This window comes from Rickettsia endosymbiont of Halotydeus destructor, from assembly GCF_049278075.1.
In the GTDB taxonomy this organism is placed as follows: domain Bacteria; phylum Pseudomonadota; class Alphaproteobacteria; order Rickettsiales; family Rickettsiaceae; genus Rickettsia.
Window position 1 is genome coordinate 212,309 of record NZ_JAPNPB010000002.1, and the last position, 25,184, is coordinate 237,492.

Consider the following 25,184-nt stretch of genomic DNA (forward strand, 5'->3'; position numbering starts at 1 on the left):
ACTCAATAATAAACTAATTAAAGATATCTAATCTATCTCAATAAAAAGTCGATAAACTAATCACATTTTTCTTAATTTACATTAATATTTATTATTAAAAATGCTAATTATTGCAAACCTTTTCTTGAAAAATGTCTAAAACCATGTTATATGGCGTTGCGTTAAAAGTTTAATTTAATTATGAAGTATATTTATGCCACTTAACGAAAATAAAAAATCTCTAGGACAGATTTTTCAATTACTACTATTGGAAGAAGAACAAATAACTAGTAACGATATCAGTAAATTTATAGAAAGCTCAGATCCATTGAGTTCAAAATATCTTGAATATTTATTTTTGAATACTATTGCTAGGGTCCAAATTGAAGAATCGCATATTGTACAGGCAGCTACTAAAAATCCAGAAATTCTTAAAATATTACTTAAGCATTATTCCGTTAAAATTGAAGAATCGCATCTTATTAAAGCTTTTGATAATCCATTAATCCTTGAAATTTTACTTAAACATCACACTATTAGAATAGAGGAATCAATTATTGAAAAAGCTCTTAATAAACCGGAAATTCTTAAACTACTATGTAATCATTATTCTGCTCAAATAGAATATAGTCACATTAAAGAGGCTTTAAGCACCAAAAACTTTGAATCTCTCAAAATATTGCTTAATAATCTTGCTTTTAAAGTACAACATACGTATATTAACGCAACCATAGACGACGATACCAAAAACTCTGAATTTTTTGAAGTATTACTTAGTAAGTGCTCTAAAGCAGTAAAACACAGCTATATTAAAAAAGCTTTAGAAAACCTTGACTTTAAAATTCTTTCTACATTAATAAATAATTGTCCTACTACTATTAAAATAAACAATTGGTATATTGACAAAGCTTTAGACAAGCCGGAAGTCCTTGAGTTATTACTTAAGCATCCTACTGCTGAAGTAGATAGTTTACACATTAACAAAGCTTTAGAAAATCCGAAAGTACTTGAGTTATTGCTTAAGCATCCTACTGCTGAAGTAAAGAGTTTACACATTTACAAAGCTCTTGACAAAACTGCAGAAAATCCGGAAGTCCTTGAGTTATTACTTAAGCATCCTACTGCTGAAGTAAATAGTGCACACATTGACAACGCTATTGACAAAACTGCAGAAAATCCGGAAGTCCTTAAGTTATTACTTAAGCATCCTACTGCTGAAGTAAATATTTTACACATTAACAAAGCTATTGACAAAACTTTAGAAAATCCGGAAGTTCTTAAAGTCCTTGAGTTACTACTTAAAAATAAGACTGCTGAAGTAAATATTTTACAAATTGACAACGCTATTGATAAAGCTTTAGAAAATCCGGAAGTCCTTAAGTTATTACTTAAGCATCCTACTGCTGAAGTAAATAGTTCACACATTAACAAAGCTATTGACAAAACTTCAGAAAATCCGGAAGTCCTTGAGTTATTACTTAAGCATCCTACTGCTGAAGTAAATAGTTCACACATTGAAAAAGCTTCAGAAAGTTTTGAGGTTTCTGAAGATATAAATGCACTTACCTTAGGCATGGGTGAAGTAGGCTTAAGTGGAATTACAGATGCTATATAAAACTTCTTAAAAAAATTTAAGTAAGATAATAGTAACTTTGCTAATATAGCAAAATTACTATTATCTTAATCTTAATTTTTATTTTACCCACTTACCTAAAAGCGGGTAGGTAATATTTTTGGCGAATTTTCTTTTAATATAAGCACATATTAAAAATGTTAGTATAGTGCCTGGAACATAGCGAATAATTATCGGTACACACCTAGCTACTGAATCTGAAGTAAATAAGCGAGCAACCTGAGTAGTTGCTTTATCTGCTAAATCTCTACTTGATGACTTTAAACTATTTATAGTTTTGTATCTATTTTTACATTTTAAGTAGCATCTAATGCACTCGATAATAATTGCTATCGCAATACATAAAATTGCACCATTTATAAAAAAAGTAAATTCCCTAGTATCAGGCCAGTAATTATATTTAGCAATAATTAACAAGCTTAAACCTAAGATATTAAAAAAATAGACAAAAGGTTTAGCGTAAGATTTTCTTTCTTCCACCATTCTACTTTTTAGTAATTCAAACAATAAAGCTTTTAACATTAAATTTACCTATTTAATAAGAATAGCAAGTATTACTCCGATACCGAAAGCATATGCGAGGTTTCTAAGTGGATGGTCACGGGTAGACTCACATAAATCGCCTATATTAGCTTTGCTTTTATCTATCCCTTTATCCTTATAGTGAGATATAACACTAGAAAGATTTTCTAACTGCTCGCTCATAATTTCACCGGACTTACCTTTTAAACTGCTTAAACGAGATACTAAACTCTCTATATCTTTTTTTATACCTTCAATATCTTCTTTAGCAGCGCTTGAATTAATTTCTTTCATAAATTTACCTTTATTTATATTTACTAAACAAATTCATTTTGTTTAATATAGTGTATAATACATCTTTTATTTACTGTTTACAATAGCTTAACCATACTTTTCTTTCCACTTTATTTTCATATTTTTATATTCCTCATTCTCTTCCGCTTCTTGCCATTTTTTAAAAAATATATCGGCACTCACGGCTTTTTCCGGGTCACCCGTGCCACGCTCTAGTTGCTTATGATTATGTTCTGCATCGTACTTCTTACCACCTTTGTAATTAGTATAGCGCCTAGCTCTCGTAAAACCCATTTGTAAATATTTTCGAGCCATATCGCTACCCACAAACTCGCCTTGCTTTAAATAATTTAAAAACATTTCATATATTTTTTCACTACTTATTCTGGCAATTTCAGGAGTTTTAAAACGCCAATAAGGTAATATTTCACTTTTATATGGCTCACAGATCAATACACCCTGCTCCCCCTTCCCTACTTTATAAAGCTCAGACTTTTCACGGTAATCTAGACCTTTTCTCCAGGCGTAACTTCTATTATCAAAATTTAAATAGCTTGGCTTTGTCACAATCTGTAATATATTTTAATTATATAATCAATTCAGTTGGATTAGCATACAAGGCGCGAGAAGCGAAGCCTATAAAAATAGGCGAGACGACGAGCAACGATGTAGGCTAGTTTAAATCAATTGATTATAAAGAAAATATAAAATTATATTTTTCAATGCCAGAGAATAATGTAGAGCACGGTAAAAAATTAATTCAAAAATTATTGAAAGATACTCCTGCAACCTCAGGCGTCTATTTTATGGCCAATGCCGATCAGCAAGTCATTTATATCGGTAAAGCCAAGAACCTAAAAAAACGCCTAACTAATTATATTGCTCCGGGCTTACGAGGACGAATATCCAGAATGGTACATCAGGTTTGTTCGATAGAATATCAAATCACTGAATCAGAAGCTGAAGCTTTTTTAGTTGAAGCAAACTTAATAAGAAAATTTCAGCCGCGTTTTAATATTTTACTCAGGAGAAATAAATCCTTTACTTATATAAAATTACGATTAGATCATGATTTTCCTCAATTTATAAAATATCGCAGTAATAAAACTGAAAACGAGATACTATATGGCCCTTTTATCTCAGGTTATCAAACAGATATCGTTATTGAAGAATTACAAAAAATCTTTAGATTAAGGACATGCATAGATAGTTATTTTATTTCCAGAGAACGTCCCTGCTTACAATATCAAATCGGGAAATGTTTCGCTCCTTGCACAGGAGAAATTTCCATAGAGAATTATAATGAATTAATAAATCAGGCTAAAGATTTTTTATCTGGCAAAACAGAACAATTATTAGAAAAATTAGCAAATAAAATGCAAGAATTAAGCAATAACTGTTTATTTGAAGAAGCAGCAATAATTAGGGACAGGATTAAGACTTTGAAGTATTCTCGGTTAAATATTGGTGAGCAATATACGGGTATTATCGATGCAGATGTTATTGCTCTTGCTAAAAAACATAATAAATATTGTATAGGAGTTTTATTATATAGGGGAGCGCAGAAATGGGGAGAGCAAATTTATTTTCCTATCCATACGGAAGAAAGCCAAATACCAAAAGTTTTAGAGTCCTTTATCGGACAATTTTATCAAACTAGAAAACCTCCTAAAGAAATAATAATCAACTATGCGCTTATAAAACCGCAATTAATCATTGAGGCGTTAAAAACATTATATAACGTTAAGGTTAAAATTATTATCCCACAACGAGGCAAAAAAGCACAATTATTAAAAAATATTTATAAAACAATAAATTTAGCACTCAGTTATAAATATAATAATTAAAAATTATTTCAAAACACAACTTTGATGTTGATAAGACAGTTTTTTACAAACCGCTTTAGCTTGAGACAGGCTTTCATAATCGCCTGCTAATACTAAATAGAAAAATTTTCCGTCATCATATTTAACTTTTTTAGTAGTAATATCAGCGTTTTTAAGAATTTTTATAAATTTCTTTTTAATTCTTTCTCCTTCCTCAATTGCTTCCGCTTCAGATTTTACCGAAGCAAGTTGAATTTTATAGCCTTCTACCTCGGTACGGTCTTGCTCTCGTTCAACTTTTTCATTTTCTCGATTAATTTTTATTATATTTAAACCTGTTGTATTTTCTTCTATCTTCGGAGAATCAGAAACATCACCAACGATATCACTTAAAGATATTAAATCAGAAATTTTATCAAGCGGCTCCACTTGCTGCTCCAAACTAGAAAAATCAGTTAGTAAATCTTCTATTTCCTTATCTGTTCGCCGACGGGAATCTATACTTAGAGGCTTTTCCGGCTCTGGTAAAAGCCTGGCATCTTTGATTAAAGTTTTTTTAGAAGTAAGATTTTCATATATTGTGCTTCCTGTACTGAAAGATTTTATTTTTTCTATTTCCTGCGGTTTAATTTTTGTCGGTAAATTATCAGGGTAAATGGTAATTACTGGCTTATTGTTATAATAGTAATGATATAAAAAATAGCCGGAAGTTGACAATATTATAATTATAATAAAAATTTTAAATAAAATATTGTTATTCATGATTTGAAGAGGTTTTATTTAGGTATTGCTTACAAAATTTTGATGTTATTCCCGCTTGCCCCTTATGTCATCGGTTGATTGCAGGAATAACATCAAAGAAACCTTAAAAAAAAGTATACGTGAAGTATTTTAAGAATTGGATTTTATTTTGAAGGGTGAGTGCGCGCAGCCTATACTTAATAGGTGAGCACATGAATCCCTGATAAAATGAAACAACAATTCTTAAAAGACGAGCGTATACCTACATTCTGTCCATAGGTTCTACCCCTATAACTTCCAAACCACTAGCTATAATTTTTTGAATGGATTTAGCTAGTGCCAGTCTAGCACTGGTTAATTCTTTATTGTTTTCAATTACAAATCTATAATCATTATTTTCTTTACCAAAATTCCACAAGGCATGAAATCTGGAAGCCAAATTTATTAAATAGAATGCGATACGATGCGGTTCAAAATATTTTGCCGCACTTTCGAGCATCTTTGGCCAAGATGCAAGAAGCTTAATTATTGCTATTTCCTCTTCTGAAGAAAGCAATGACAAATCATACTCATTAGCTTTAAAATTCTCATACGCTTCCGGCATTATCTCTCTAGCTTTTGCTAATATCGAAATTGCCCGTACATGAGCATATTGTACGTAAAATATAGGATTCTCCTTTGACTGTTCCTTTACTTTTACTAAATCAAAATCAAGGGTAGCATCGTTCCTACGTGTAAGCATCATGAATCTTATTATATCTTTTCCTACTTCCTTATTCACGTCCCTAACACTGGTAAAATTGCCCAAACGTTTTGACATTTTTATCGGCACGTTATTCTCCACAAAATTTACTAGTTGACAGATTTTCACGTCAACTTTAACTTTATTCGCACCTAAAGCTTTTACCACGGCCTCAATCCTTTTAACGTAGCCGCTATGATCAGCGCCGAGTACGAAAATTAAGTGATTAGCTCCGCGGTCTATTTTATCCTTGGCATAAGCAAGATCGGCAGCAAAATATGACCAACTACCGTCAGCTTTTTCAATAGGTCTATCCTGATTATCGCCGAATTGGGTAGATTTAAATAGTTTTTGTGCTCTATTTTCCCATTCTTCATGAATTTTGCCTTTAGGAGCTGGCAATTCTCCTTCATAAATCAGCCCCATATCGGTTAACAACTTGACGGCCTCGTCTATTTTACCGTTATCATGCAATAATTGCTCCGAAAAAAACACGTCATGTTTGATACCGAGCTCTTTTAGATCTTCCTTATTTAACAACAACATTTCCTGCACGGCAAAGTTTTTAACCAATTTAAATCTTTGCGCTTTATCCATGGCAAGTAATTTGTCACCATATTCTTTTGCTAGCTTTTGACCAACAGGAATTAGATATTCTCCCGGATATAACCCTTCAGGTATTTGGATTTTTTCCCCTAAAGCTTCCTGATAACGCAATATTACAGCATTAACTAAGTCATCTATTTGCGAGCCGGCATCATTAACATAATATTCTTTTGTAACGTTATATCCGACTTTTTGTAAAATTCCGGCGAGCGCATCCCCATATACCGCCCCTCTTGCATGCCCTATATGCATAGGCCCGGTGGGATTTGCCGAAACATATTCGATATTAATATTTTTGTTACTCTCAATATCAATTGCAAAAAACTTTTCTTCATTTTGTAATATATCTTTAATAGCACTATGCCAATTTTCAGCTTTAATAGTAAAATTTATAAAGCCCGGTCCGGCTATTTCTATACTAGCGATATAAGGCAGCGATATAAGAATTTCTTTAAATTTTATTGCTACTTCCCGCGGAGAAGTACCGAGAGAAATATTTTCGTTAGCGGCAATAATCATCGCTATATTGCTCGATAAATCACCGTTAAAATTATCTTTAGGAATCTCAATATTAGTAATTTTTGCTATATCGTGATTGCTATATATCTGTGTGCCGGCAGTAATTATGTCTTGTTTTAATTGGTTAAATATATTCATAAGTCAAAATAAAAAATTGAGATACGAAGTTCAAGTTGAAAAAGAGCAAGGCGCCTTGGAGCTTTTAACCGCAGCGTATAATTAATACGTAGGGATCGAAAGCGAGAAGCAACACCGCCAATTTTTCAAATTCAACGAGTATCTTTATATATTGTTAAAATTAAGTGAACAAAGTTCATTGTATTCACCGATGGCAAAACGATCAGTCATACCGGCTATGTAATCTGCAACTATCCTGGCTTTCGAGTTAGTATCTTCCGATTTTATCAGTATTTTCCAACTAAAAGGTAATAGGTTAATATCACCCATATAAACTTCAAATAAACCTCTGATAATTTTTTGACATTTATAAGTAATAGCTGTAATCCTGTTATTTCTATAAACTTTCTGAAATAAAAATTGTTTGATTTCATTAATGCGCTCCTTGGCACTATCTGTAAAATCAACTATTTGATAATTTAAATTACGTATTTCCCCAACACTTTTGATTTGTTCTTTATTTAAATTATCTCTTGTCTGTCCTAATAAGTCGGTAATTAACTCATTTATTAATCTTCGGACTATTTCATAGATTAAACAGGAAGAATTTATATCTTTAAATTTAGCCTTAAGCTCAAAAATATGTTGATCGATATATTTGATTTCTCCTAAATGATTAAAATCAATAATTTTAGCTCCGATGCTATCTTCTAAATCATGAGAGATATAGCTAATATCATCGGCGAGCGAAGCTATTTGCGCTTCAGCAGTTGCATAAGTTTCAAGATATAGATCATTTTCTTTATTATATTCCGCTATATATTCATTTACATTTTCTGTTAAAGGACCGTTATGCTTAACAATCCCCTCTAAAACTTCCCAGGTTAGATTTACTCCGTGATAAGCAGCATATCTTTTTTCTAACGCAGTTAAAATTTTTAGAGATTGTGCATTATGAGAAAATCCCCCGTATTCCTTCATACATTCGTTCAAGGCAATCTCTCCCGCATGACCGAAAGGGGTATGCCCAAGGTCATGAGCAAGTGCTATAGCTTCCGCTAGATCGCTTGACAAATTTAGAGTGTTTGCTATCGACCTTGCAACCGTGGAAACTTCCAAAGAATGGGTTAGCCTATTCCTATAATGATCCCCTTCATGATTTATAAAAACTTGCGTTTTATACTGCAAACGTCTAAAAGCATTAGTATGAATAATGCGGTCACGATCACGTTCAAACTCATTTCTGTAAGAGGTTGGAGATTCAGGATATAATCTGCCTTTACTCTTCGCTGGATCACAAGCATATGAAGCAAGCATTTTGCACTCCATCTTGAAAAAATATTAAATATGTAGTAATATAGTGATTGAGGTCATTCCCGCGTAGGCAGCAGGAATCCAGAAAAAATAATAGTCATCCTGAATTTATTTCAGGATCTCTTGCAACAGATGCTGAAACAAGTTCAGCATGACAAAAAATCTGGATTCCTGCCTACGCGGGAATGACATAGAACTAATGTACAATACTATAACACGCATATACTATATAATTAATAAGGTTTTTACAAGGGTATTTTGTGTCCATAACAATAACCGATAACGCTTTCAAGCGAGTTCAGGAATTAATTAAGCTAGAGAAAAACGAGAATTTAGCACTCCGGGTTTCAGTTGATAGCGGCGGCTGTTCAGGACTTATGTATAATTACGAACTTGTAGCAAAAGACACTATTGAAGATGATGATTATATCGTTACCAAAAATAATGCTACGATTATTATCGACCCAATCTCTAAAAACTTTATGGCAGAATGTGTTTTAGACTTTATAGAGGAACTTGGTAGCTCATATTTTAAAGTTAGTAATCCCCAAGCTAAAACAAAATGCGGTTGCGGTAATTCATTTGGTATATGACTCTAATACTGTCATACCGTGGCTTGACCACGGTATGACAGTATTAGAGTCATTCTGAATTTATTTCAGAATCTACTAAAAAAATGTGGCAAACTTATTCCGCATGACAAAGTAAGGGCTGGATTCCTGCTTTCGCAGGAATGACCTCAGGTAGCGAGAATGACAATACTTTACTACTCAAAAAAACCAAACAGGAAGCTTTTTGAACAACTCAACAACAATACTAGGAATTGAATCAAGTTGTGATGATACGGCAGTAGCAATAGTTACCTCGAATCATAAAATCCTTGCCGATATAGTAATTTCTCAAAATAAAGAACACGAAATTTTTCAAGGAGTAGTCCCAGAAATCGCCGCAAGGTCGCATTTAGCTAATTTAGAGAAAGCATTGAGGCAAGCATTAGATGAAAGCAGAGTTGAATTATCGCAGCTTAGCGCAATTGCCGCAACTTCCGGCCCCGGGTTAATAGGGGGCGTTATAGTCGGCGCAATGTTTGGCAAGACTCTTGCTAGCGTTTTAAAAAAACCTTTCATCGCTATTAATCATTTAGAAGGTCACGCTCTAACTGCTCGCCTAACTCACAAAATAGCATATCCTTATTTATTGTTATTAGTATCAGGCGGACATTGCCAATTTGTAGCAGTCAAGGCTTTAGGTAAATATAAAATTCTAGGACAAACTATTGATGATGCAGTCGGTGAAGCATTTGATAAGGTCGCTAAGATGCTAGGACTGCCCTTTCCCGGAGGACCAGAAATAGAAAAAAGAGCCAAACTTGGCGATCCTCATAAATATATTCTACCGAAGCCGATTATTAATAGCAGCGATTGTAATATGTCTTTTTCCGGTCTTAAAACTGCCGTGCGTACGTTGATAATAAAACTTAAAAATATCAGTGATTTAGAAATTAATAATATAGCCGCCAGCTTTCAATATACAATTGGTGAAATTTTAACTATAAAAACTTTAGAAGCGATTAAAGTTTATGAGAAAATTATTGCCGAGGACTCATATTCAAATGATCTTTTAAATTTGAACGTAAAACAAGGAGTGAATGAGCGTAGCTTATACTTACTAGGTGAACATCTAAATTCCCCACAGTCTTGTGGAGCTAATTTGGAAAAACACAAGAATATAGTAATTGCCGGCGGAGTCGCTGCAAACGGATACTTACGTCAATTATTGACCGAACAATTAGCAAAATACGACTATGAGCTTATTGCTCCTCCTATTAAGTTATGCACCGATAATGCAGCAATGATTGCTTATGCCGGGCTTGAGCGCTTTAATAATAATTTATTTAGTCCGGTAAATTTCTGCCCAAGAGCTAGATGGAGTTTAGAAGAGCTAGAGAATTCTTATTAAATAAAAATAATTTTATTACGGTATACGAGACAGTTTTTGTCGCGCCACCTTTCTTTGTAATTTAGTATCTATTTGGCCTTCTGATTGCTGAAACTTTTCAAATTTAGCCTTTAATTTTTTCACTTCGTTTGTATTTTTTAAATTTTCTAATTCTTCTAAAATTTTTTCTTTTGAGGCACTCTTATTTTCTTTTCTATCATTTATTCCTTTACCGTTCTTAAAGCCTCTCTCTAATATACGTATTTTAGTTTTCCCTGCTTCTGTCCCTATTTCTTCTCTCCTAACCATAGGAGGTAAATCATCTGCTTGCCATAGATTAGATTTATTACGTATTTTAGTTTTCCCTGCTTCTGTCCCTATTTCTTCTCTCTTAACCATAGGAGGTAAATCATCATCCCACGAACTATTTCTTTTATAAGCAGCTTTAGTAGTACTCGAAACATTTTGTGGTGATAGTTCTGCTTCTCTAATTTTTTCAGGTATACTTTTACTATTACTGTTTTGAATTTCAGGGCTCGATAATGGCACGGTTGCCTCCTGCATTTCTTCAAATAAACTTTTATTATTTCTATTTGAAGTTCTTGAGGTTCGCAAAGGTTGAGTAATGTAACCTTCTTCTACTAAAGTTATTGCATTTTTAGGGTTTTCCTTAAATAAATTTATTAATTCTGAAGCTTTATAATTAGTTAAAATATTTTCCACTTTATCACTATTTTTCACTATAATTTTGAAATAAAAGGGATTTATATCGTATAATTGTTTTAACTGTTTAAAACCTAAGCCTACTTTTGATAATTTTTCTATTTTTGCAGGGTTATCCATTAAAAATTGTGCTTCGGTAGTTTTAAAATGAAAATCCTGTATCTCTCTTGCAGGTATTCCTAAGCTAGATAATTTCTCTAAATTTTTGCTATTTTCTATGAAATTTTTTACTTCCGCTTCTTTAATTTTATAAAGTGATGCAAGGGAAGGAACATCTCCTTCTAGTTCCTTAACTTTTTCTAATGCGGTTACAAATTTTTCTAAGCCTGTTTTAATTTGTTTTTTGTAGTCTTCTTTTATGTTCCATCCTGCATCTTGGAGAGCAATTATTCGTTCGGGATTTTTAATCATGAAACGAATTTCTTCATTATAAACTATTTGACCATATAATTTACTAAGCTCAAAAATATTATAACCATTTTCTTTTAATTTTTTTATACCTTCGATATTTTTAAGTAAAAAGCTTGTTTGTTCAAATACTTCTGAGTATTGTGCGCTAATTTTCCATCCTAAATCATTTAATTTTTTTATATCCTTTGCATTTGTAATTAGTTTTTCAACTTTTTCAACGTTTTCGCTTGTATAAATAACTTCATCTACAATATATCTTAGAGTGTTACTCTCCAACCCTAAGGTACTTAATTCCTTTATAGATTCTACATTTTTAATGAGGTATTTTGCTTTCTCAATATTTTTCCTTTCATCAATAATTTCATTAATAATATATTCAAGAGTTTTGTTCTCTAACCCTAACTTACTTAATTCATTTATAGAGTTTACATTTTCAACTAGATATTTTGCTTTGTCTAACCTTTTGTCTCTATAAATAATGTCTTCCAGAGTTTCAATCTCCACCCCTAATTTATCTAGTTTCTTTATAGCGTCTATATTTTCAATTAGGTATTTTGCTTCACTGGGATTCGTAGAAAATAATTTGATAAGTTGGAGAATATTTCCATTGATGTCTTTTAGCTCTTCTATAGAATCTACATTATCAACTAAAAATTTAGTATTTTGGGGATCCTTGCTCATTAACTCAGATAAATTTTTATATTCCCATCCTAGACTATCTAACCTTTGTTCTTCTTTGTCTTTGTAGTTTTCAAGTAATTGTTCAAGCGATAAATTTATAGTTGCCATAGAGTTAATCCACTTTTTTTTTATAAAAACAGTTTAAGACATGTATCCTCAATGTCAATTTATTTTTTTGGCAAACAAAAGGACCTAGATAGATCCTGATTAATAAACTCGATAATTTGCTGGACAATAGAGTTATCTTTGTATTTTTCTGAAGTTTTTTTAACTCTATCGGTAAATATTCCTTCGCCGGAAAAAATTTCTTCAAGTGCTTTTATAGCACTTAAAGTTTCTGTTTTGTCAAAGCCTCGTCTATTCATACCAATTAAATTCATACCTTCAAGCTTTGCTCTCTCGCTACTAGCAAGCCCGAAAGGTATTAAATCTTCAACTACTGCCGATATTCCGCCAATCATTGAATGTGCACCGATTCGTACATATTGAAGGACTGCAGAAAGCCCGCCGATAATTGCATAATCACCAACTTTAACATGACCGCCTAAACTTACGTAATTGGCAAATACCACATTATTACCAACCTGACAATCATGACCGATATGAACCCCCACCATAAATAAACAGTTATCGCCTATTGTTGTTACCATTCCACCATCTTTGCTTCCGGCTTGAATAGTTACATATTCACGAATAGTATTATTAGCACCTATAATTGTTTCAGATTTTTCCTGAGCGTACTTTAAGATTTGCGGAGGTTGACCGAGCGAGGCAAAAGGATAAATTACCGTATTTGCACCGATTTTAGTTATCCCTTCAATCACTATATGAGATTTTAATTCTACATTATCGCCAAGCACTACTTCTTGGCCCACTATGCAATAAGGTCCAATTTTTACATTCTCACCAATAGAAGCATTTTGATCTATTATTGCAGTATGATGTATATTAGATGTTACCACTTATTACTTCCTATTTTAAACACGAATTCTAACTGTTGCAGTAAATTTACTTTCGGCAGCCAGCGTGCCGTCAATCATAATTTTACTATAAAATTTCCACACCGGGCCCCTTTGTTGTTCGATTTGCGCATGAATATACATAGTATCGCCGGGCTGAACAATTTTCCGGAATTTCGCCTCTTCAATAGACATTAAAAAAACTTCTTTATCTTTAGTCGAATCTAAAGATTTTGCAACCAAAATAGCTGCCAACTGTGCCATTGCTTCAACTATTAGCACACCCGGCATAACAGGTTTTTCCGGAAAATGCCCCATAAATTGTGGTTCATTAAAAGTAACGTTTTTAATGCCGCTGATAGACTTACCAATATCAAACTCTAATACTTTATCAATTAATAAGAACGGGTAGCGATGCGGTAGCATCGACATAATTTCAACAATCTCAATAGTCATTTATTTACTTTTTGCCTCTACTAATTGTTTCATAATTATTGACTGTTTATGCCAATCTCTAATTGATACTGTGGGCGTTCCACCAACAATACGACCCGCTTCTATATCTTGAATTGCTCCGCCCTGCCCTGCTATCTGCACCTTATCACCTATCGTTAAGTGACCAGCTATACCAACTTGACCGCCGAGCGCACAATATTGACCGATTACGCTACTGCCAGCTATTCCTACCTGCGCTACAATAATTGATCCTTTACCTATTTTTACACCATGTCCGATCTGTACTAAATTATCTATACGGCATAGGTCAGCTATGATCGTATCACTTACCGAACCTCTATCGATGGTAGTATTCGCGCCTATCTCAACATTATTACCGATTCTAACTATACCAATATGAAATATTTTATAATGCACTCCTTTTTCAGTAGAAAAGCCAAAACCGTCTTGGCCGATTCGTGCGCCCGATAAAATTACCGCATCATCACCTATAATGCTATAAGTTATTGAAACATTTGAGTATATTAAAGCATTCTTGCCAATGGTTACACCAAAACCTATGAAAGTTCCGGATTCTATTACACTATTATCACCTATAACGACATTATCTTCAATAACAACATTATGTCCTATATAACAATTTTTACCGATAATTGCTGAATCTGCCACATTTGCCGATTTCATTATTTTTGGCTGATAAGACTTTACCGGACTATAAAAAAAGTTAATTAACTTGCCGTGAGCAAAATATGAATTTTGTGTTTTTAATAAGATTATATGATTATTTACTTCTTCGGCAAAATCTTTGGGAACGATTGCAGCAGCAGCTTTAGTATCTTTTAATAAACTTGCATATTTAGGATTGCTTAGAAAGGTAATATCGTGCGAGGAAGCTTCTTCGATGGTTTTTATATCGTGAATAGTTACATCTTCATAATTACCTATAGATACTTCTATAGTATCTTGTAAAAATTCGATAATTGTGGATAATTTATGCGGTCCCAGGTTTTTATAAAATTTACTATTTACCATAATAAAACCTAAGCGAGTATTTAAATGTGGAGGTACTGTTATGTAAATCAAATTTTTATTGTCATTCTTGTAGCCCCTTATGTCATTCCCGCGGAGGCGGGAATCCAGAAAATAATAGTCATCCTGAATTTATTTCAGGATCTGCTATAAGAGATGGTGAAACAAGTTCAGCATAACAAAAACTAGATTGCCACGTCGTTGCTATCGCAACTCCTCGCAATGACAACTATAAATCTATCCCACAACAAATATCATATATGGTGGCCCGAGCCGGATTTGAACCAGCGACACAAGGATTTTCAGTCCTTTGCTCTACCAACTGAGCTATCGGGCCATTATACGCCTCGTCTTTCAAGAATTATTTTTTTATTTTATCAGAGATTCGCATGCCATTATTTAATAGATGGCTATTAAGTATAGGCTGTGCGTACTCACCCATCAAAATAAAATCTAATTCTCGAAATACTTCACGTATATATAACGTATGACCAATTCTTATAATAGATTAATCCGGCTTTGTCTATAAGCTTTTAAATGAATTTACTATAATTTTATCTTCAGTTGTAGATTTAGGTTTGCTGGAGTGCTTTTGGTATTTTGTGAAGTCTTCAATTTCTGTTTAAGACATAATTTATTATACGATCAGTTTTTATAGAAAAAATATAATTTAAACAAAAAGTTATTCAACTATAAGATATAGATACAGGATAAATTTTTTATTTACACTTATATTTAAATATTTCTTGGCTTTTTCAACTTTTTTATTATGTTATTATTATGTAGTGAGATTTTTAACAAAATCTTAAAAATCATGAGCTTTAATCAAGGAGCATAATATGCAAGAATTAATAGATTTTATAGAAAGTAAGGGGTTTACTGCGGAAGCTGATAGTTTAAAAAACGGTGGTACTACCCTTAACCTCAATAATATCAAATTTAGTATCTCAGAGGTAAAAAGTTTAGCAGACTCAATTGCTAATCATAAATACTTGCAAAAGATTGATCTCTCTAATAACCAATTTACAAGCGACGATGCTAAGATTCTAGCTAATGCTTTTAGGGATAATAAAAATATTAAAACTCTTTCTCTTAGTAAAAATAAAATAGGGGATAACGGATTGAAAGCTTTTGCTGATATAGCTGAGAATTCTCTTATTAAGAATATTGATTTTAGCGACAATAATATAAGTGATAAAGGATTCGAATATTGGTTAGCGGCTCAAAAAGATGGCAATTTAGCCAACTATAACTTTCATAATAATAAAATATATATATCCGATCAAGAGTTGCAGAAGCTGGCAAATCTCTTACCTAATGTTAACATTGAAAATTTTGCTTTTACTATTGGAACTCATGGTAAAATGTCGGCGCAAACTAGAAACTTATTAATTAAGAATAAGGAAATTAGTGAAAAAAAAATTAGCCTATCTTGTCCACTTATTACAAAATTGTCCTCGGACGAATTAGATATATGGGAGGAGGTAAGCCCTCCAATAGTTCCTAAACAAGCAGAGGAAATTATGGCTAAACAACAAGAAATAATTCAAAAGACAATGGAGTTAGTAGCGATAGGGAATGATAGAATAACAGAGGGGAATGACAAAGGAATATTAATATTAGGTAAAACCGGAGCCGGTAAAAGCACTTTAACTTATTTACTAGCCGGTGAAGAATTAAAAGTAGTCGAAGATAACGGAGCCATGTTCTTTAAAGCAGTTGTACCCAAAGAAAATATTGTAATTAATCATACACAAGTCTCAGAAACCAAAATTTCAAGCAAACTTACCGATAAAAACGGGGTAGCAATTTGGGATTGCCCAGGTTTTATGGATACGAGGGGTACCGCTGAAGAAATAGCAAACGCTTTTTATACTCAAAAATTATGTATGATCAGTAAACAACTAAAATTTGTTTTAGCAATTACTGAAGCTGACTTAAAAAATAAAGAAAACATATTACCGATGGTTAAACAATTTGCAGAAATTTTTACTGATATTGATTTTTTGGAAAATAGTGTATCTCTCGTTATTACTAAAGTAAACAATAAAAAAAATCTTGTTAATATTCAAAAAGATTTTGATAGGGTTGTAACACAAAATAACGATAATATTCCTGCTAAAACTAAAAAGATGTTAGAGTTTCTAAAAAAATCTATACATATCTTTCGTGAACCCGGTGAGGAAACATTTGTACAAACTACTGAGATATTAGATACAATTAATGGTTCTGCTGAATATGGTTCTACTAAATATGTGGATTTATTTACAAAACCTAACTCTGCTAATATATCCATTTCAAAAGAAGCAAAGGAATGTGCAGAAGGATTACTTAAAGTCACATATAATAATATTAACAGTTTAGTCAATATTTTTACAAAAGCTATTAGTGATCCTAATAAATGTATGACAAATATTGAGGGTAACGAGTTTACGAAACTTGATAATTATAATATTGTAGAATCTTTACCGAAATCATCAACTTCAGAAAAAAATACTTTATTTGATAATTTACCTTTACATAGTTCTCTCGATCCATTTTTAAAACTTGATCAAATCAAATCTTTACAAAAAATATTATTTGAAAATTTATCTAATAATAATAACTTAAATTCTGCTAAAGATAATTTTTTAAAGGTGCTAGAAGTATTTGCAGAGTTTGTAATAAATGACAATGAGTTAAAACAAAAAATCCAAAACTATGCATATGTCTTTAAACAGCAAATAGATATCAATAAATGTTTTAGTCAAGTGTGCGGAAATAAACCTGTAGATTATAGTCATATGGAGCAAGCTTTACAGGAATGTAAAGGGAAGATAGAGGAGGTATTAAAAAGAGAAATCAAACTCCTAGAAGTAGAAGAAGGTAAAATAAATGCTGAAAGCGGTGAGCCTGATATAGCTTATTATAAGGAAGCTATAAAATATTTAGATATTTGTAAAGATGATCCTAATTGTACTAAGCAAAAAGCGATTGCCTATAAAAACTTAGGGGATATATACGATGCTCAAGGTGATTACACTCAAGCAGCAACGAATTATACACAAGCGTTAAAAATGAATCCAGAATTATCTGAAGTTTACGGAAAACTAGGTGCAATATTATTTAATAATAAACAATATTTAGAAGCTATAGAATGCTTTAAAGTAGTAGACAAATCAATAAAGATTGGAAACTGTTTTAAAGAGCTTATTAAGTTAAATTCAGATGATCCAAATATTAGAATAGATAAAGGGGATTATTACCTTTCAATCAGTCGACATGATAAAGCGATGGGATGCTATAGAGACGCTTTAAGTTTAAGTCAAGATGACACTAATTGCTTAGCTGCTAGCAAAAAAATAGATGAGTTATCTAAGATTATTGGAGCACCAATTAGGGGAGAGAAATATCATTATAAAAAATTCAATTTCAATGTATTAGATCAATTTATAGAAGAAATAAAAGAGCCAATACATAATTCACCTGTTGAACAAAATAACCTAGCTCATATTGCTAGTAACGACAATCATGAGGTAAATAATATGGGCAATATCACACATTTCCATGACTGATTAATTTATATTGTATAGAGCAGCATTGTTGCGTGGAGCAGGAAATCAATAAAAGCCCATCAGGGCGAGCGAATTGGATGGACAGGACGCCAAGAGGCATCTCGCCCTGACGTTTTGGGTATTCCTAAAATACCTTCATCCCCTTATTTGATTCACAATTTTATATATTTCCTTTTTGCTATAATTATTGCTAAATTTTTCATAAGCAAGATCGGTGACAGTTTTAGCAGTTAGGTTTTTAGCTAAAGATAATTTTATAAAAGCCTGTAAATCCTTTGCTACTTTTTCTTCATCTTTATCCTCCAAGCCAGATATTAATAAAACTATTTCACCTTTCAAAGGATTATTCTGATAAAATTCTATTACCTCATTAATAGTAGCAGTTTTTATTTCCTGGTATCGTTTAGTTAGCTCACGTGCTACACATATTTCTCTATTTCCTAAAACTTCTTTAGCCGTAATTAATGACTCTGTTAACCGTATTGCCGTATCAAAAAAGATTAAAGTAGCACGGATATTTATAAATTCATTAAAGATTTTTCTTTTACCCTCAATTGTTTTAGGCAAAAAACCGCAAAATAAAAACCGATCGGTTGGAAGGCCAGATAAAGTTAAAGCAGCAATTGGGGAAGAAACTCCTGGGGCTATTTCTACATGATAATTAAGAGTGCGTAATTCCCTTATTAACTTATACCCTGGATCGGAAATTAAAGGCGTACCCGCATCGGAGATAAGACTTACTACTTCTCCCTGCTCAATTAACTGCATAATATTTTTTCTATTTTGTTCGTCACTATGATCATTATAGATTTGTAATTTTACTTTGATTCCATGTTTTGCTAGCAATTTTTGCGATATTCTGGTATCTTCGCATAAAATAACGCTTGAATTTTTTAAGGTTGATAATGCCCGTAACGTTATGTCTTCTAAATTTCCGATAGGTGTTGAAACAACATATAGCCCTGCTTTCAAAATCATAATTTTTTAAATTTTATAATAATATTTATGGCTAGTATAGAACAAAGATTTTTAGGTTCAGTGAAGTTTTTTCAAATAATTTATATTATAGGTTATTTTTTAGCGAAAATTAATAAGATTTTTGAAGGAATAGCCACTCCTATTTCAAAAAAATCTTATAATTTGCAGCAAAAAAGAGCCAAAATTAGATTATTTGAAAAATCTTCACTGAACCTCAGAATCATTCTATCATTTTTTTGTCTGATTTATTTATCTGGTTGTCAAAGCGTTACGAATGAGCCGTCTATAACAAAACCACAATCGCCAAAACAAGAAATTGAAATTGCAATTTTAATGCCGACGACCGGAGGGGATGGTGAGCTAGGCAAGCAATATAAAGACTTAATAAAAATGGGGCTTAGCGATGGAATAAAATCATATATTCACGTTACTTCTTATGACGGATCGGATGAAAAAAACATACTTGCCGCCATGGATAAGATAGTAAAACGCAAAACTAAGATTATTCTAGGGCCACTATATTCTAACTTTACTTCGTTGATAGCTGAACAAGCAAGAGCGAACGACATTATTATAATAACCATGTCCAATAATCCGGCATTAGCGGAAGATAAATTACTTGTTTTTGGACATGCTCCTTTAAAGCAGTTGATTAGAATTATCAATTATTTCGGCGATAACAACTATAAGGATTTTATGGTTTTGTTACCAGAAGGCAAGCATTCTCAAACTGTTCATCAGGTAATACAAAATATATTAATCCAGAAAAGTGCAACTTTGGTCCGTACCGCATTTTATTCTGAAACCCCTGAATCCATAGAAAAAGCTGCAGAAATTATTTCCGATAACGTCGATATTATTAACGAGAAAGAAGACACAGCAAAACCGGTAATTTACTTATCGGACGATCCAAAAAACCTTAATTTAGTAGCAAACAGTATAAGAAAACATAATTTAGATAAAAAAGCTATTTTAATCGGCGATAACCGCATTGATATTGATTATCAAGAGAATATTAATATTAATTTTACTGGCTCTTTAAATATTCTTAATAGCGATGTACCTGAAAGAGCTAAGGAACTTGGAATTAATCACATAAGCTTTATGCATGCTCTAGCCTATGATTTAGGCAAGATGACTGCTAGCTATATCGGCGAAGAATTTGCGCTTGAAAAATTTTTAAATAGAATAAAAAGCCGACAACCTTATATAGGCTTATCCGGTAATATTCATTTTGTCGATTCAATAGCTCAAAGACAATATGATATTATTAGAAAAGAAGACGGCGTATATTCTACTTTATCATCGGGAAGATAAGCTGTGTATGTCATTCCCGCGAAGGTATATGTTGCGTGGGTATCCCAAAAACGTCATTGCGAGGAGGGATGTAATCTCGACGTGGCAATCTAAGGAAAAAATAGCTAAAAATGCTATGAAATTTACTGTTTCTAGATTGCCACGCCGTTTATATCGGCTCGCAATGACAGGAAGTAACACCGTTTTTGATCCACGTAACAATGCTGAATAAAACAGAAAAATAAATGATAAAAATTGGTAATATAAAATTTTCAAATGTTATATTAGCCCCAATGTCGGGCGTAACTGACTTGGAATTTAGAAAACTCGTTAAAAGATTTAATAAAAAGTTACTTGTAGTCTCGGAAATGGTAGCGAGTAGAGCTATGATTGTTGAATCACGACAATCATTGCAAAAATGCGCAATCATGCATGACGACGCAACTGGAGCTTGTGTCCAACTCGCCGGCTGCGAACCTGGAGTAATAGCAGAAGCCGCAAAAATGAACGAAGATATGGGAGCGAAAATTATTGATCTTAATTTTGGTTGTCCGGCAAAAAAAGTAGTAGGAGGCTATTCCGGCTCAGCTTTAATGCGAGATGAAAATTTAGCTGCTAAAATCTTTGAAGCAACGGTTAAGGCTGTTAAAGTTCCTGTAACCGTTAAAATGCGTATGGGTTGGGATGATCAAACAAAAAATGCTCCGGTACTTGCAAAGCTTGCTGAGAATGCAGGAATACAAATGATTACCGTACATGGACGGACAAGATGCCAATTTTACTCAGGAACGGCTGACTGGCAATTTATAAGAAATGTCAAAGAAGCGGTTAAAATTCCGGTTATTGCTAACGGTGATATTAATAGCTTCGATAAAGCTAAGGAAGCTTTAAGACAATCAGGGGCTGACGGAATTATGGTCGGTAGAGGTGCTTACGGCAAGCCATGGCTAATTTCACAAATTGCTCATTATTTGCAAACCGGTGAAGAAACCCCGCCGCCTCCTATAACCGAGCAGCTTAGCATAATTCTTGAACATTATGAAGCATTGCTTGAATATTACGGCGTTGGTACAGGAGTACCGCTCGCTCGAAAGCATATAAGTTGGTATAGTAGCGGTCTACCTAACTCAGCAGAATTTAGGGGAACGATTAATTTAATGAACGATCCGATAGCGGTGAAAGAAAAAATAATAGAGTTTTATGGTACATGTAATACCTAATCTAAATTCTTCATCTCGATACTTGGTTATAAACGTCAGCTTTGGATAAGATTTTAAAAAATCTTATCCTTACTAGTAATTATTAGATATACACGTTGACTCAGTGGTATTGCCTAAGCACATTGTAACTTCTAATGGTTGTGGTTGTTGATAAACAATATCATTCAAACCAACATATTTTAATATATTACATACAACCTCATTGGGTACTCCTTCTGTTTGTTGTGCTTTTGCAATTCCTGACATTACAAAGAAATGTTTGTTGATATACTTATCTACTTTATCAAGGACTTCGTTATTAAGCTCTCCATGGAACTTAATACTTTCTTTGTCATGTAGTTGAGATTTTTTAATATCACGGTGAAAAGTAGCTAGATATTTTTTGTGTAACGCCTCATGCCCTTCCTTTACTTCAGCAGGAAGATTATAAAAATCCTTTAACTTCTGAGCTATTGTTTTTATCTCTTCTATATTTCTATTTGTTACACTTTGAATTTGTTCAAAAAGCGCCTCCTTTTCAGGCGTTTCTTTTCTCTGAGAAATAAGGAAATTAGTAAGAGTTTTATTCTTATTTATAGCTTCTAATAATTTTTCTCTTGTTTCTGGCTTTATTGATCCTATATTACAACTAATCTCACTAATTTTTGTATCATGTTTTTCTAAAAGTTTAATTAATTCTAATACGCCTTCATCATTTAGCTTAACTGACCTTACATCTAAATCGGTGAGATTATTTTTTTGATAAATTGCTTGCATAAATTTAGTAGCATTCTTAGGCTCTATTACAAGTTTTTCACTTGGCACCGGATCATACGGACTAACTCTTGCAGGATCATTACTTATTGCAAGATTCTTAACAGCATTATTTTGTTTACAAAATTCGATAACTGCTGGCTCTACTTCTTCTTTTAATTCTACACCAGTACAATATAGTTCTAAAGTATGAACAGTATCATTCTGCAAAAGAGCTTGTAATAGCGTGGAAAAACCTTCATCTCTTAACGGATTACCAGTTAAATTAAGAATTTCAATCGTTTTATTTTTTGCTAACGAATCTGAAAGCAATGATATAGTGGTTGCATTTAAACCATTGTTGCTAAAATTAAAATCTTTTACTTTACATTCTTCACTTTCAAGAAATTTTGCTAGAACATTTAAGTCTAAATTTGTTACATTACCTACGTTTCTCAACACTAATTTAGTTATACTATTTTCTTCCTTTAAAGCTTCTACTAAGCTTTGTAATTCACTTCCTAAATCTACCCCTCCTAAATCTAAACAATCAGGAGTAGGGGTTGATTGTGGTATTAAGTTGCTCTTACCTATTTTTACCAAAAAATCTTCTAATTTTGACATATTGATCTTCACTCCATATATAATCAATAAAATATTAAGAAATTAATTTTAGTAAAGTACATTATATTGAAAATATTCAAAAAACCAAGGTATTTATTAGAAAATTCCAGATGAACGTGATGATTACAGAAATTTAACCGGAGGAGCAACGAAACTATTGCTTTAAAAGGTAAAATAAGTGAGAATAGCAACAGTGATTATTTTTATTCAGATGAAAAAAGAACTGGTAACTTTATCAATTCTTATAATATATTCTATACTTAATAATGAGCATTCCTAACCAAAGATAGATATCGTCATTGCGAAGCTACGAAGTGGCTGTGGCAATCCATAAAAAATAACAAAAATGCTATAAATTAGCATTTTTTACTGAATTGCTTCGTCAATTACCTCGTAATTTCCATAGCTTATGACGTAGAATTTCTAAGTCATTTATTTTTGGTTAGGCATGCCTAATAATGATATCTACATTGCAATATATAAACAGTTTTATTTTTTATAGTATATACTAATCTATGCTCATGGTTTATTCTACGTGACCAATTGCCCGATAAATTATATTTTAAGGCTTCAGGCTTACCGATTCCTAAAAAAGGAGACTTTGTTATATCTTTAATTAGTTGATTTATTTTTTCTATAATTTTAATATCATTTTTTTGAAAATACTGATAATCTTCCCATGCATCTTGATGAAATAATATTTCCATTATAAGGATATTTTTTTAAAATTTTTATTTTCTTTAAGATCATTGATTGCACGATTTAACCTTTCGGCATTTTTGGGGCTTTTTAATAAATATACGGTTTCTTCTAAAGCGTTATAATCCTCTAAAGACATCATAACTACCGGTTTTTGTTTTTGTCTTGTAATGATCACGGATTTATGATCAGTGCATACTTTTTCCATAAGGCTAGAAAAAGTATTACGTGCTTGAGTATAAGAAATTGCTTCCATAATATGAACATATTTAAGTACATGTACATATATTAGTACAAAATATGCGTTAAGTCAATTATAAACTATCTTTATGAAACTATTTATTACCGTTATAATTATGGAAATTCTTGCGGGAGCGGAAGTAGATTTATTCGTTCCCAGTTTCCCCAATTTACAAGATACCTTTAACCTTTCTCCCTTTATGGTAGAATGGTCATTAGGGGTGAATTTAATAGCTTACTGCATAACTTCACTTATTGTCGGTAATTTAGGCGATCGCTACGGGCGAAAACCTATTATAATTATCGGTTTAGTGATTTTTAATATAGGCAGTTTGCTATGTATAATTGCCGATAACTATCCAATATTGTTGGTAGGCAGGTTCTTGCAAGGTGCGGGTATATCATCGGTAGCGGTGCTTGTATATGTAGTGCTGGCAGATATTTATTCAGTACAACAACAACAGGAAATGATGGGAGTATTAAACGGTACTATTACTCTTTCCATGGCTTTTGCGCCCGTAGTAGGTAGTTATATAAATTTATTTTGGGGCTGGCGTGGTAATTTTATTTTATTATTTTTATTCGGTATAGTTAGCCTAATACTTGGTTTACTATTCATTCCAAAAGGTAAAGTAAATAAGGAAATACGAATTTCCTTAAAAGAATATTTACCGGTTTTTAAATCACGAAAAGCTGTTTATTATCTACTCACCTTAATGTTCCTTGCTCAAGGATATTGGGTTTTTATCGGTATAGCACCTATCTTGTATATGCAGGATTTAGGAGTATCATTAGAAACTTTCGGGCTTTATCAAGGTTCACTGGCTGCGCTATTTGCAGCGATGAGTTTTACTAGCAGTTATTGTTTCAAAAAATTTGGCATTAAAAATTGCTTTTATTTTGGAATTTCATTTATAATAATATTCTTAATTGCCAATACTATTATAATTATAAATAAAACTACCGATCCACTTATTATAACAATAGTTATGTTATTACTCTCAGTGGGAATAATATATCCGTTTAATATATTATGGCCGTTATTGCTTGAAGCGATCCCTAACGGTAAAGCTCGCATGACGGGTGTTTTTACTTCCGCCAGGCTAGTTGCAACGGCAATAGGCCTACAATTAGTCGGTTGGCTGTATAACGGCACTTATGCACCTTTAGGCATAACTGTATGTATTATAACCGTATTCGGGTTATTAACATGTTACAAATTATTTCAATATGATAAAATTTTTGAACTTTCTATTCAAAAAGATTAAGTTAGATACTTTCAATGTCATTGCGAGGAGATTCGAAGAATTAACGCGGTAATCTAAAAGGCTCTTACCGTCATTGCGAGCAA

22 protein-coding genes, 1 tRNA gene and 1 pseudogene are annotated in these 25,184 nt (G+C 32.5%); 9 read left to right on the forward strand and 15 right to left on the reverse strand.

The genetic code is table 11. The features are described from left to right. The first annotated feature begins 193 nt into the window (after window positions 1-193). Window positions 194-1,594 carry a hypothetical protein gene (locus tag OTR29_RS03350; RefSeq protein ID WP_422229249.1) on the forward strand — a complete coding sequence of 467 codons (1,401 nt, stop codon included), beginning with the start codon at window positions 194-196 and terminating at the stop codon, window positions 1,592-1,594. Between the two features lie 78 nt (window positions 1,595-1,672). Here OTR29_RS03350 and OTR29_RS03355 read toward each other — a convergent pair whose 3' ends face one another. From OTR29_RS03355 to OTR29_RS03365, 3 genes are all read right to left on the reverse strand, one after another. Continuing rightward, entirely contained in the window at window positions 1,673-2,134 is a 462-nt protein-coding gene (locus tag OTR29_RS03355; RefSeq protein WP_422229250.1) for a hypothetical protein, read from the reverse strand. Window positions 2,135-2,143: 9 nt separating this feature from the next. Further along, a complete protein-coding gene (locus OTR29_RS03360) occupies window positions 2,144-2,428 on the reverse strand; it encodes a hypothetical protein (RefSeq protein ID WP_422229251.1) in 285 nt (94 codons plus the stop codon). A gap of 87 nt (window positions 2,429-2,515) precedes the next feature. Then, window positions 2,516-2,995, reverse strand: coding sequence for a DUF4385 domain-containing protein (locus OTR29_RS03365; RefSeq protein ID WP_422229252.1), 480 nt, complete (start codon window positions 2,993-2,995; stop codon window positions 2,516-2,518). Window positions 2,996-3,018: 23 nt separating this feature from the next. On the opposite strand from OTR29_RS03365, the pseudogene OTR29_RS03370 reads away from it, so the two are divergent. Together OTR29_RS03370 and uvrC are read left to right on the forward strand one after the other, a co-directional pair. After that, window positions 3,019-3,102, forward strand: a pseudogene (locus OTR29_RS03370) (palindromic element RPE2 domain-containing protein); the annotation flags it as partial. Window positions 3,103-3,150: 48 nt separating this feature from the next. Continuing rightward, the gene (gene uvrC / locus OTR29_RS03375; RefSeq protein WP_422229253.1) at window positions 3,151-4,275 is read left to right on the forward strand and encodes an excinuclease ABC subunit UvrC; all 1,125 of its coding nucleotides are present in this window, start codon (window positions 3,151-3,153) and stop codon (window positions 4,273-4,275) included. A gap of 3 nt (window positions 4,276-4,278) precedes the next feature. On the opposite strand, the gene OTR29_RS03380 is transcribed toward uvrC, so the two are convergent. From OTR29_RS03380 to OTR29_RS03390, 3 genes are all read right to left on the reverse strand, one after another. After that, the gene (locus OTR29_RS03380; RefSeq protein WP_422229254.1) at window positions 4,279-5,016 is read right to left on the reverse strand and encodes an SPOR domain-containing protein; all 738 of its coding nucleotides are present in this window, start codon (window positions 5,014-5,016) and stop codon (window positions 4,279-4,281) included. Window positions 5,017-5,257: 241 nt separating this feature from the next. Then, window positions 5,258-7,000, reverse strand: coding sequence for an arginine--tRNA ligase (argS, locus tag OTR29_RS03385; protein ID WP_422229255.1), 1,743 nt, complete (start codon window positions 6,998-7,000; stop codon window positions 5,258-5,260). Between the two features lie 144 nt (window positions 7,001-7,144). Then, window positions 7,145-8,296: a deoxyguanosinetriphosphate triphosphohydrolase gene (locus OTR29_RS03390; protein WP_422229256.1), complete on the reverse strand. Its 1,152-nt coding sequence runs from the start codon at window positions 8,294-8,296 to the stop codon at window positions 7,145-7,147. A 257-nt stretch (window positions 8,297-8,553) separates the two neighbouring features. Between OTR29_RS03390 and OTR29_RS03395 the strand changes: the two genes are divergently transcribed. Together OTR29_RS03395 and tsaD are read left to right on the forward strand one after the other, a co-directional pair. Continuing rightward, on the forward strand, window positions 8,554-8,886 hold the full coding sequence (locus OTR29_RS03395; RefSeq protein ID WP_422229257.1) for an iron-sulfur cluster assembly accessory protein: 333 nt from the start codon (window positions 8,554-8,556) through the stop codon (window positions 8,884-8,886). A gap of 202 nt (window positions 8,887-9,088) precedes the next feature. After that, window positions 9,089-10,252 carry a tRNA (adenosine(37)-N6)-threonylcarbamoyltransferase complex transferase subunit TsaD gene (gene tsaD, locus OTR29_RS03400; RefSeq protein WP_422229258.1) on the forward strand — a complete coding sequence of 388 codons (1,164 nt, stop codon included), beginning with the start codon at window positions 9,089-9,091 and terminating at the stop codon, window positions 10,250-10,252. A 15-nt stretch (window positions 10,253-10,267) separates the two neighbouring features. Here tsaD and OTR29_RS03405 read toward each other — a convergent pair whose 3' ends face one another. The 5 genes from OTR29_RS03405 to OTR29_RS03425 all read right to left on the reverse strand — a co-directional run bounded on the left by OTR29_RS03405 (window position 10,268) and on the right by OTR29_RS03425 (window position 14,827). After that, on the reverse strand, window positions 10,268-12,154 hold the full coding sequence (locus OTR29_RS03405; RefSeq protein ID WP_422229259.1) for a hypothetical protein: 1,887 nt from the start codon (window positions 12,152-12,154) through the stop codon (window positions 10,268-10,270). A gap of 59 nt (window positions 12,155-12,213) precedes the next feature. Then, window positions 12,214-13,008: an acyl-ACP--UDP-N-acetylglucosamine O-acyltransferase gene (lpxA, locus tag OTR29_RS03410; protein WP_422229260.1), complete on the reverse strand. Its 795-nt coding sequence runs from the start codon at window positions 13,006-13,008 to the stop codon at window positions 12,214-12,216. 15 nt (window positions 13,009-13,023) lie between these two features. Beyond that, entirely contained in the window at window positions 13,024-13,461 is a 438-nt protein-coding gene (gene fabZ / locus OTR29_RS03415) for a 3-hydroxyacyl-ACP dehydratase FabZ (protein WP_422229261.1), read from the reverse strand. Continuing rightward, window positions 13,462-14,493 (reverse strand): UDP-3-O-(3-hydroxymyristoyl)glucosamine N-acyltransferase, encoded by a 1,032-nt coding sequence (gene lpxD / locus OTR29_RS03420; RefSeq protein WP_422229262.1) that lies wholly within the window; start codon window positions 14,491-14,493, stop codon window positions 13,462-13,464. It abuts the gene before it with no gap. Between the two features lie 258 nt (window positions 14,494-14,751). Beyond that, window positions 14,752-14,827: transfer RNA gene (locus OTR29_RS03425), tRNA-Phe, on the reverse strand. A gap of 502 nt (window positions 14,828-15,329) precedes the next feature. On the opposite strand from OTR29_RS03425, the gene OTR29_RS03430 reads away from it, so the two are divergent. Beyond that, the gene (locus tag OTR29_RS03430; RefSeq protein ID WP_422229263.1) at window positions 15,330-18,044 is read left to right on the forward strand and encodes a tetratricopeptide repeat protein; all 2,715 of its coding nucleotides are present in this window, start codon (window positions 15,330-15,332) and stop codon (window positions 18,042-18,044) included. 135 nt (window positions 18,045-18,179) lie between these two features. On the opposite strand, the gene rsmI is transcribed toward OTR29_RS03430, so the two are convergent. Next, on the reverse strand, window positions 18,180-19,022 hold the full coding sequence (rsmI, locus tag OTR29_RS03435; RefSeq protein WP_422229264.1) for a 16S rRNA (cytidine(1402)-2'-O)-methyltransferase: 843 nt from the start codon (window positions 19,020-19,022) through the stop codon (window positions 18,180-18,182). A 27-nt stretch (window positions 19,023-19,049) separates the two neighbouring features. Between rsmI and OTR29_RS03440 the strand changes: the two genes are divergently transcribed. Continuing rightward, window positions 19,050-20,339: a penicillin-binding protein activator gene (locus OTR29_RS03440; RefSeq protein ID WP_422229265.1), complete on the forward strand. Its 1,290-nt coding sequence runs from the start codon at window positions 19,050-19,052 to the stop codon at window positions 20,337-20,339. A gap of 224 nt (window positions 20,340-20,563) precedes the next feature. Continuing rightward, window positions 20,564-21,538: a tRNA dihydrouridine synthase DusB gene (gene dusB, locus OTR29_RS03445; protein ID WP_422229266.1), complete on the forward strand. Its 975-nt coding sequence runs from the start codon at window positions 20,564-20,566 to the stop codon at window positions 21,536-21,538. 72 nt (window positions 21,539-21,610) lie between these two features. On the opposite strand, the gene OTR29_RS03450 is transcribed toward dusB, so the two are convergent. The 3 genes from OTR29_RS03450 to OTR29_RS03460 all read right to left on the reverse strand — a co-directional run bounded on the left by OTR29_RS03450 (window position 21,611) and on the right by OTR29_RS03460 (window position 23,849). Beyond that, window positions 21,611-22,894, reverse strand: a complete 1,284-nt coding sequence (locus OTR29_RS03450) for a leucine-rich repeat domain-containing protein (protein ID WP_422229267.1) — start codon at window positions 22,892-22,894, stop codon at window positions 21,611-21,613. Window positions 22,895-23,346: 452 nt separating this feature from the next. Continuing rightward, window positions 23,347-23,601: a Txe/YoeB family addiction module toxin gene (locus OTR29_RS03455; RefSeq protein WP_422229268.1), complete on the reverse strand. Its 255-nt coding sequence runs from the start codon at window positions 23,599-23,601 to the stop codon at window positions 23,347-23,349. Further along, window positions 23,601-23,849, reverse strand: a complete 249-nt coding sequence (locus OTR29_RS03460) for a type II toxin-antitoxin system Phd/YefM family antitoxin (protein ID WP_422229269.1) — start codon at window positions 23,847-23,849, stop codon at window positions 23,601-23,603. The genes OTR29_RS03455 and OTR29_RS03460 overlap by 1 nt, the downstream gene beginning before the upstream one ends. A 73-nt stretch (window positions 23,850-23,922) precedes the next feature. On the opposite strand from OTR29_RS03460, the gene OTR29_RS03465 reads away from it, so the two are divergent. Further along, window positions 23,923-25,101 carry a multidrug effflux MFS transporter gene (locus tag OTR29_RS03465; RefSeq protein WP_422229270.1) on the forward strand — a complete coding sequence of 393 codons (1,179 nt, stop codon included), beginning with the start codon at window positions 23,923-23,925 and terminating at the stop codon, window positions 25,099-25,101. Window positions 25,102-25,184 lie beyond the last annotated feature (83 nt).

Excerpts from the sequence above, each read along its gene's own strand:
- OTR29_RS03350 (WP_422229249.1), top strand. The coding sequence starts at position 194 with ATGCCACTTAACGAAAATAAAAAATCTCTAGGACAGATTTTTCAATTA.
- OTR29_RS03355 (WP_422229250.1), bottom strand. The coding sequence starts at position 2,134 with ATGTTAAAAGCTTTATTGTTTGAATTACTAAAAAGTAGAATGGTGGAA.
- OTR29_RS03360 (WP_422229251.1), bottom strand. The coding sequence starts at position 2,428 with ATGAAAGAAATTAATTCAAGCGCTGCTAAAGAAGATATTGAAGGTATA.
- uvrC (WP_422229253.1), top strand. The coding sequence starts at position 3,151 with ATGCCAGAGAATAATGTAGAGCACGGTAAAAAATTAATTCAAAAATTA.
- OTR29_RS03380 (WP_422229254.1), bottom strand. The coding sequence starts at position 5,016 with ATGAATAACAATATTTTATTTAAAATTTTTATTATAATTATAATATTG.
- argS (WP_422229255.1), bottom strand. The coding sequence starts at position 7,000 with ATGAATATATTTAACCAATTAAAACAAGACATAATTACTGCCGGCACA.
- OTR29_RS03390 (WP_422229256.1), bottom strand. The coding sequence starts at position 8,296 with ATGCTTGCTTCATATGCTTGTGATCCAGCGAAGAGTAAAGGCAGATTA.
- OTR29_RS03405 (WP_422229259.1), bottom strand. The coding sequence starts at position 12,154 with ATGGCAACTATAAATTTATCGCTTGAACAATTACTTGAAAACTACAAA.
- fabZ (WP_422229261.1), bottom strand. The coding sequence starts at position 13,461 with ATGACTATTGAGATTGTTGAAATTATGTCGATGCTACCGCATCGCTAC.
- lpxD (WP_422229262.1), bottom strand. The coding sequence starts at position 14,493 with ATGGTAAATAGTAAATTTTATAAAAACCTGGGACCGCATAAATTATCC.
- OTR29_RS03430 (WP_422229263.1), top strand. The coding sequence starts at position 15,330 with ATGCAAGAATTAATAGATTTTATAGAAAGTAAGGGGTTTACTGCGGAA.
- rsmI (WP_422229264.1), bottom strand. The coding sequence starts at position 19,022 with ATGATTTTGAAAGCAGGGCTATATGTTGTTTCAACACCTATCGGAAAT.
- OTR29_RS03440 (WP_422229265.1), top strand. The coding sequence starts at position 19,050 with ATGGCTAGTATAGAACAAAGATTTTTAGGTTCAGTGAAGTTTTTTCAA.
- dusB (WP_422229266.1), top strand. The coding sequence starts at position 20,564 with ATGATAAAAATTGGTAATATAAAATTTTCAAATGTTATATTAGCCCCA.
- OTR29_RS03450 (WP_422229267.1), bottom strand. The coding sequence starts at position 22,894 with ATGTCAAAATTAGAAGATTTTTTGGTAAAAATAGGTAAGAGCAACTTA.
- OTR29_RS03455 (WP_422229268.1), bottom strand. The coding sequence starts at position 23,601 with ATGGAAATATTATTTCATCAAGATGCATGGGAAGATTATCAGTATTTT.
- OTR29_RS03460 (WP_422229269.1), bottom strand. The coding sequence starts at position 23,849 with ATGGAAGCAATTTCTTATACTCAAGCACGTAATACTTTTTCTAGCCTT.
- OTR29_RS03465 (WP_422229270.1), top strand. The coding sequence starts at position 23,923 with ATGAAACTATTTATTACCGTTATAATTATGGAAATTCTTGCGGGAGCG.